The sequence below is a fragment of the Neorhizobium sp. 05N33 genome, from assembly GCF_056397445.1.
Genome location: NZ_JBFTNK010000024.1, coordinates 46,468 through 52,597 on the forward strand (window position 1 = coordinate 46,468; position 6,130 = coordinate 52,597).

The following is a 6,130-nucleotide window of genomic DNA, read 5'->3' on the forward strand; positions in this document are numbered from 1 at the left end:
CAGCGCCGCGGCGTCCGGATCGATGTTGAGGAAGCCCCATGAACAACGAGCGTCTCACCGCTTTCACGCGGCAGGCCGGCACCATATTGGCAACCCTTCTCGGATTGCTGATCCTGACCTTCTGCATCGGACGGCTGATGCCGGTCGATCCGGTCCGCGCCATTGTCGGCGAAGAGGCCGACCAGGCCACATACAATACGGTCGCGGAACGGATCGGTGCCAACCTTCCTCTCTATCAGCAGTTCTTCCGGTACGTGAACGATTTGGCTCATGGCGATTTCGGGACGTCGATCCGGACAGGGCAGCCGGTCATCAACGATATCCTGCATGTCATGCCGGCGACGATCGAGCTTGCGACCTTCGCGATCATCGTCGGGGCGGGCCTCGGCATTCCGCTCGGCATTCTCGCCGCCGTGCGCCGCAACCGGCCGGTCGACCACATCATCCGCTTCCTCACCCTGATCGGCCATTCCATGCCGATCTTCTGGACCGGCATGATCGGACTGATCATCTTTTATGCGGCGCTGGATCTGGTCGGCGGCGGCGGCCGTCTGTCGGATTATTACATCGGCCTCGTGCCGGAAACGACCGGCTTCCTGCTGATCGATGCGATCCTCGCCGGCGACTGGGAGGTCTTCCGGGATGCCGTCAACCATCTGCTGCTGCCGGCGAGCATCCTCGGTTATTCGTCGATGGCCTATATCACCCGCATGACCCGCAGTTTCATGCTGGACCAGCTGAACCAGGAATACGTGACCACGGCGCGGGTGAAGGGGCTGTCGAAGGGCCGTACCATCTGGCACCACGCGTTCGCGAATATCCGGGTGCAGCTGGTGACGATCGTGGCGCTCGCCTATGGCAGCCTACTGGAGGGCGCCGTCCTCATCGAGACCGTGTTCTCCTGGCCGGGCTTCGGTCAATATATCACCAATAACATGCTGATCGGCGACATGAACGCGGTGATGACCTGCGTGCTGCTGGTCGGCATCATCTTCATTGCGCTCAACCTGCTTTCCGACGCGCTTTACAAGATCTTCGATCCGAGGACGCGGTGACATGGCAGCTCAATCTCTCGACATGCAGGACGTGGCCATGAACGGTACTCGCTCAAACCCAAATTCGGCCTTCCGCCGGCTGCTCGCCGTCATCCGCGAGCTTCTCGGCAACCCGTCTTCGGGCTTCGGCCTCGTGGTCATCACCATCCTGGTCCTGACGGCGATCGTCGCGCCGCTGATCGCCCCCTATGACCCGAATGTCATCGATCTCGGCAACACGCTGAAGCCGCCGAGCGCCGAGCACTGGTTCGGGACCGACGAGCTCGGCCGCGACATCATGAGCCGCATCATCTACGGCACGCGCATCAGCCTGACGATCATCACCATCGTGTCGGTGATCGTCGGCCCGATCGGGCTGCTGGTCGGCACGACGGCCGGTTATTTCGGGGGCTGGTACGACACGATCATGATGCGTATCACCGATATCTTCCTGTCCTTCCCGAGCCTCATCCTGTCGCTTGCCTTCGTGGCAGCCCTCGGCGCCGGCCTCGAAAATGCGATCATCGCCATCGGGCTCACCACCTGGCCGCCGATCGCCCGCCTTGCACGCGCCGAAACCCTGACCTTCCGCGGCGCCGATTATATCTCGGCCTCGCGCATGCAGGGCGCGTCGTCACTGCGCATCATCATCAAGTCGATCATGCCGATGTGCCTGCCTTCGGTTCTGGTGCGCATCACGCTTTCGATGGCGACCGTCATCCTGACCGCGGCCGGCCTCGGTTTCCTCGGCCTCGGCGCGCAGCCGCCGCTGCCCGAATGGGGGGCGATGATCGCCACCGGCCGGCGCTACATGCTGGACAACTGGTGGCTGGTCGCCTTCCCGGGCGGCACCATCCTGCTTGTCAGCCTTGCCTTCAACCTTCTCGGCGACGGCCTGCGCGACGCGCTGGATCCGAAACAGCGTTAGGATTTTCCCCATGGACAACAGCCAAGCACTCCTGAAGGTCGAAAATCTCCGCGTCAGCTATCGCGCTGGCAAGGCCTACAACACCGTCGTCAAGGGCGTCTCCTTCGATCTCGGCCGCGAGCGGCTTGGCATCGTCGGCGAATCCGGCTCCGGCAAGTCGACGATCGGCCGGGCGCTGCTGAAGCTGCTGCCGACCGCGAAGATCGAGGCCGACCGCATGGATTTCTGCGGCACCGACCTCATCTCGGCCAGCGAAAAACAGATGCTGACGATCCGCGGCCGACGCATCTCGATGATCCTCCAGGATCCGAAATTCTCGCTCAACCCGGTGCACCGCGTCGGCGACCAGATCGCCGAGGCCTACCGCGTCCACAGCAGGGCATCGGTCCAGGCGGCGAAGCAGAAGACGCTGGAAATGCTGGAAGCGGTGAAGATCCGCGATCCGGAACGGGTGTTCGGCCTTTATCCACATGAAGTCTCAGGCGGCATGGGCCAGCGCATCATGATCGCCATGATGCTGATCCCCGAGCCGCAGATCATCATCGCCGACGAGCCCACCTCCGCGCTTGATGTCACGGTGCGCATGCAGGTCCTCAACATCCTGAACGAACTGGTAACCAACAAGGGTCTCGGGCTGATCATGATCAGCCACGACCTCAATCTGGTGCGCAATTTCTGCGACCGCGTCCTGGTCATGCGCCATGGCGAGGTGGTCGAGGAGCGAGCGGCGCGGGATATGCGCAACTGCACGCATCCCTACACCCAAGGCTTGCTTGCCGCACAGCCGCATATCGGCGGCAGCCGGAAGCCGCTTCCGGTCCTCAACCGTGAAATCATCTCCCAGGAGACCAAAGAGGTGCGCGCATGACCGCCATCGACGTCCGCAATCTCTCGATCGATCTCGGCTATGGTCTCGCAAAGAAGCGCATTCTCGGCGACGTCTGCTTTTCGGTCGAGGCCGGCGAATCCTTCGGGCTCGTCGGCGAGTCCGGTTCCGGCAAATCGACCATCCTGCGCTGCATCGCCCGTCTCCTGAACGTCTGGGAGGGCGATATCCAGCTCGAGGGACGGTCGGTCAACGACATGCCCTTCGTCGAATATTGCCGCACGGTCCAGATGGTGTTCCAGGATCCCTACGGTTCGCTCCATCCGCGCCAGTCGATCCGCACGGCGCTTCAGGAGCCGCTCCGCATCCATCGCATGGACCGCCAGGTCGAACGCATGGAGCGGGCTCTGATCGATGTCGGCCTCGATCCGGCCTTCCTGTCGCGTTATCCGCACGAGCTTTCCGGCGGCCAGCGCCAGCGCGTGGCGATCGCCCGCGCACTCATTCTCGAACCGCGCATCCTGCTTCTCGATGAGCCGACCTCGGCGCTCGACGTCTCGGTGCAGGCGGAAGTGCTCAATCTGCTCGCCGATCTGCGTGCAAAACGCAACTTGACCTATCTCTTCGTTTCCCATGATCTTGCGGTGATCGATCATATGTGCGAGCGGCTGGCGGTCATGCAGCATGGTCGCGTGGTCGAGGTGATGAGCCGAGACGTGCTGGCGACAGGCCAGGCCCAGGATCCCTATGCCCGGGAACTGATCCAGGCGAGCCTCGAATACGACCACGCTGTCTGAGTTTCACGTCTGAGACGCCATGGAGTGCCCGATGACAGCCGAAGCCCCATCCTCTACCTGGCGCCGCAGGGAGACCCTGAGTTCGCAGGTCGTGCGCACGATCGCCGAGCGTATCAAGCTTGGGGACTATCCGCGCGGCTCGAAGCTTCCGACGGAAAAGGCGCTGATCGATGAACTGGGCGTCAGCCGGACGGTCGTCCGGGAGGCGATCGCCAATCTTCGGGCAAGCGGCCTCGTCTCGATCCATCATGGGATCGGCGTCTTCGTTCGCCAGGACGCGGGTGTGACGCCTTTCCGCCTCGGCGATGAAAACCTGATGCTGGTCGAAAACCTGGTGAAGGGGCTCGAACTGCGCATCGGCATCGAATCCGAAGCGGCAGCGCTTGCCGCCGACCGGCGGACCCAGGCGGATATCCAGGCAATGACCGCGGCCTGCAAGGCCATGGATGTCGCCGTTCGCCGTGCAAGCCGGGACACGCAGGCGGATTTCGATTTTCACCGCTCGGTTGCCACCGCCAGCCACAACGAACATTTTTTCCGTATCTTCAACTATCTCGGCGAGACCCTGATGCCGCGCATGCGGCTCTCGACCCATGCGGTCGATGACGCGAGCCTCTCCGTGCATCTGGCGCGCGTCAATGAAGAACACCGTGCCATCCTCAAGGCGATCGAAGCCCGCGACGTGGAAGGCGCGCGGGGGGCGATGCGCAAGCACCTGGGCGACAGCCGCGACCGGATGCTCGAACGGCTGCGGCAACAGCAATGATCGACAGCGAGAACATGTCCAGCCTCGCGGCGAGGCTGCGCGACAACCTCTCGTTCGACTGGAATTTCCAACCGGCTGTGGAAAGCTTTCCGGACTGGCAGGACCGCACACGGAACAAGGTGCGCCACGCACTCGGCATCGGGCGGATCGCGCCCGCAAGCGCGTCGGTCGTCACAGAGTGGGCTGAAGACGGCTGCAGGGCCCAAGAGCTCGAACTTGGCTTTTCGAACGGCGAAACGACGAGAGCCTATCTCCTTCGCCCCGGTACGAATGACGTTACGCCTGCCGTGCTGCTGCTGCACGACCACGGCTCGTTCTTCTCGATCGGCAAGGAGAAGATGATCCGCCGCTCCGGCGAAGCTTGCGAAGTCGCAGCGGATGCGGATCTATGGGCGGCGAAACTTTATGGCGGCCGGCATGTCGGTAATGAACTCGCCCGGCGCGGTTACACCGTGCTTTGCGCCGACGCGCTCGGCTGGGGCAGCCGGAAAGGCAATGGTTACGAAGCGCAGCAGGCGCTGGCGGCCAATCTCATGCAGTTCGGCGTTTCCTACGCCTCCGTCATCCTGCTCGAAGACCTCGAGGCCATGACATGGCTTCGAGCGCTGCCCGGCGTCGATGGAAACCGTTTGGCGAGCTTCGGTTATTCGATGGGCGGCTCGCGCGCCTGGCAGGCTGCCGCACTTTCGGACGACGCCAGGGCCTGCGTCGCCGGCGGCTGGATGGGGACGCTGCAGGGCCTCATGCAGCCGGGCAACAACCAGCTTCGCGGCCAGTCGGCCTTTTCCATGCTGCATCCGCCGATCGCGGGAAAGATCGATTATCCGCATTTTGCAGGGCTCGCCGCGCCGAAACCTGCACTGATCTTCAGCGGCGCCGAAGACCGGCATTTTCCGGTGCCTGCCGCCTTGGCGGCGCAGGAGCAACTTCATGCGATCTGGGCGGCCGCGGACGCGGAACGGTGCCTCGAAACGCGGCTTTGGCCGGGTGCTGCTCATGCATTCCCGGTTGACCAGCAGGACCATGCGATGGACTGGCTCGATCGGGTGATGTGAGGTGGGTTGGAAGGCAGGTCCTGCGCGAAATGCGGGCTTGGATCTGGCCGAGGCCTGCTTCCTTCTAAAGGCTTCCTGAATGGCCGCGAGAATGCCGCGAGGCACCCCCCTCTGCCCTGCCGGGCATCTCCCCCTCAAGGGGGGAGATCGGCCAGAAGCAAGGTCCTATCCAGTCAAAAAACCTTGAGCTTGCCGAATTCCACTCCCTGCCAGCTTCCTGTCGCCGCACAAATCAGAGAGGGACAACTGAGGACGCCTCCTTCGATCTCCCCCCTTGAGGGGGAGATGTCCGGCAGGACAGAGGGGGGTATGACGAGGCACGCCTCCGATTACTTCTGGCTTTCGCCCGTGGATAATTCATCGCCGCCTTCCAGCATCTCCAATGACTTAACCGCATCATCATCCCCGCCCTTTGAACCCACGCCTACAATCCCCCCGCTTCCGTCGCCGGAGTGTTTCGCGAGACGTTCGCGGGCAGGCGGGAGCCGGCGCTTTCATCGGAACCGTAACGTGCGGCGATGGTGGAAGAGGTGAAAGCCATGGCGGCAAGGTCTTCGGATCAAGCCGCCTATCAAGCCTCCCCCGGACAGCCATGTCCGGTTCGGTTGAGCCGTGCAAGTGGCAGGCCTGTCCCGAAAGGATGGGCGCGAATAAAGCCACGCAGCGAGGCGAGATGATCACCTGTAGGGGCCGGAAGCCCCGACAAGACGCCGAAGGCCACGCG

Annotated in this window: 6 protein-coding genes; all 6 read left to right on the plus strand. The window is 63.1% G+C overall.

What is annotated here, in order from left to right; translation table 11 throughout:
• Positions 1-38: 38 nt before the first annotated feature.
• From AC1DLT_RS29715 to AC1DLT_RS29740, 6 genes are read left to right on the plus strand one after another with little or no spacing between them, the layout of a single operon-like run.
• The gene (locus tag AC1DLT_RS29715) at positions 39-1,055 is read left to right on the plus strand and encodes an ABC transporter permease (RefSeq protein WP_477489112.1); all 1,017 of its coding nucleotides are present in this window, start codon (positions 39-41) and stop codon (positions 1,053-1,055) included.
• 22 nt (positions 1,056-1,077) lie between these two features.
• Complete coding sequence (locus AC1DLT_RS29720) at positions 1,078-1,962, plus strand: ABC transporter permease (RefSeq protein ID WP_477489116.1); 885 nt, start codon at positions 1,078-1,080, stop codon at positions 1,960-1,962.
• Between the two features lie 10 nt (positions 1,963-1,972).
• On the plus strand, positions 1,973-2,830 hold the full coding sequence (locus AC1DLT_RS29725; protein WP_477489113.1) for an ABC transporter ATP-binding protein: 858 nt from the start codon (positions 1,973-1,975) through the stop codon (positions 2,828-2,830).
• Entirely contained in the window at positions 2,827-3,585 is a 759-nt protein-coding gene (locus AC1DLT_RS29730) for an ABC transporter ATP-binding protein (protein WP_247135387.1), read from the plus strand. The genes AC1DLT_RS29725 and AC1DLT_RS29730 overlap by 4 nt, the downstream gene beginning before the upstream one ends.
• Before the next feature lie 31 nt (positions 3,586-3,616).
• Positions 3,617-4,351, plus strand: coding sequence for a FadR/GntR family transcriptional regulator (locus tag AC1DLT_RS29735; RefSeq protein ID WP_247135386.1), 735 nt, complete (start codon positions 3,617-3,619; stop codon positions 4,349-4,351).
• Entirely contained in the window at positions 4,348-5,406 is a 1,059-nt protein-coding gene (locus tag AC1DLT_RS29740; RefSeq protein ID WP_477489114.1) for a dienelactone hydrolase family protein, read from the plus strand. Before AC1DLT_RS29735 ends, AC1DLT_RS29740 begins: the two co-directional genes overlap by 4 nt.
• Positions 5,407-6,130 lie beyond the last annotated feature (724 nt).

What these genes read in the sequence shown, in the direction of transcription:
- AC1DLT_RS29715 (WP_477489112.1), top strand. Translation starts at nt 39, where the DNA reads ATGAACAACGAGCGTCTCACCGCTTTCACGCGGCAGGCCGGCACCATA.
- AC1DLT_RS29720 (WP_477489116.1), top strand. Translation starts at nt 1,078, where the DNA reads ATGCAGGACGTGGCCATGAACGGTACTCGCTCAAACCCAAATTCGGCC.
- AC1DLT_RS29725 (WP_477489113.1), top strand. Translation starts at nt 1,973, where the DNA reads ATGGACAACAGCCAAGCACTCCTGAAGGTCGAAAATCTCCGCGTCAGC.
- AC1DLT_RS29730 (WP_247135387.1), top strand. Translation starts at nt 2,827, where the DNA reads ATGACCGCCATCGACGTCCGCAATCTCTCGATCGATCTCGGCTATGGT.
- AC1DLT_RS29735 (WP_247135386.1), top strand. Translation starts at nt 3,617, where the DNA reads ATGACAGCCGAAGCCCCATCCTCTACCTGGCGCCGCAGGGAGACCCTG.
- AC1DLT_RS29740 (WP_477489114.1), top strand. Translation starts at nt 4,348, where the DNA reads ATGATCGACAGCGAGAACATGTCCAGCCTCGCGGCGAGGCTGCGCGAC.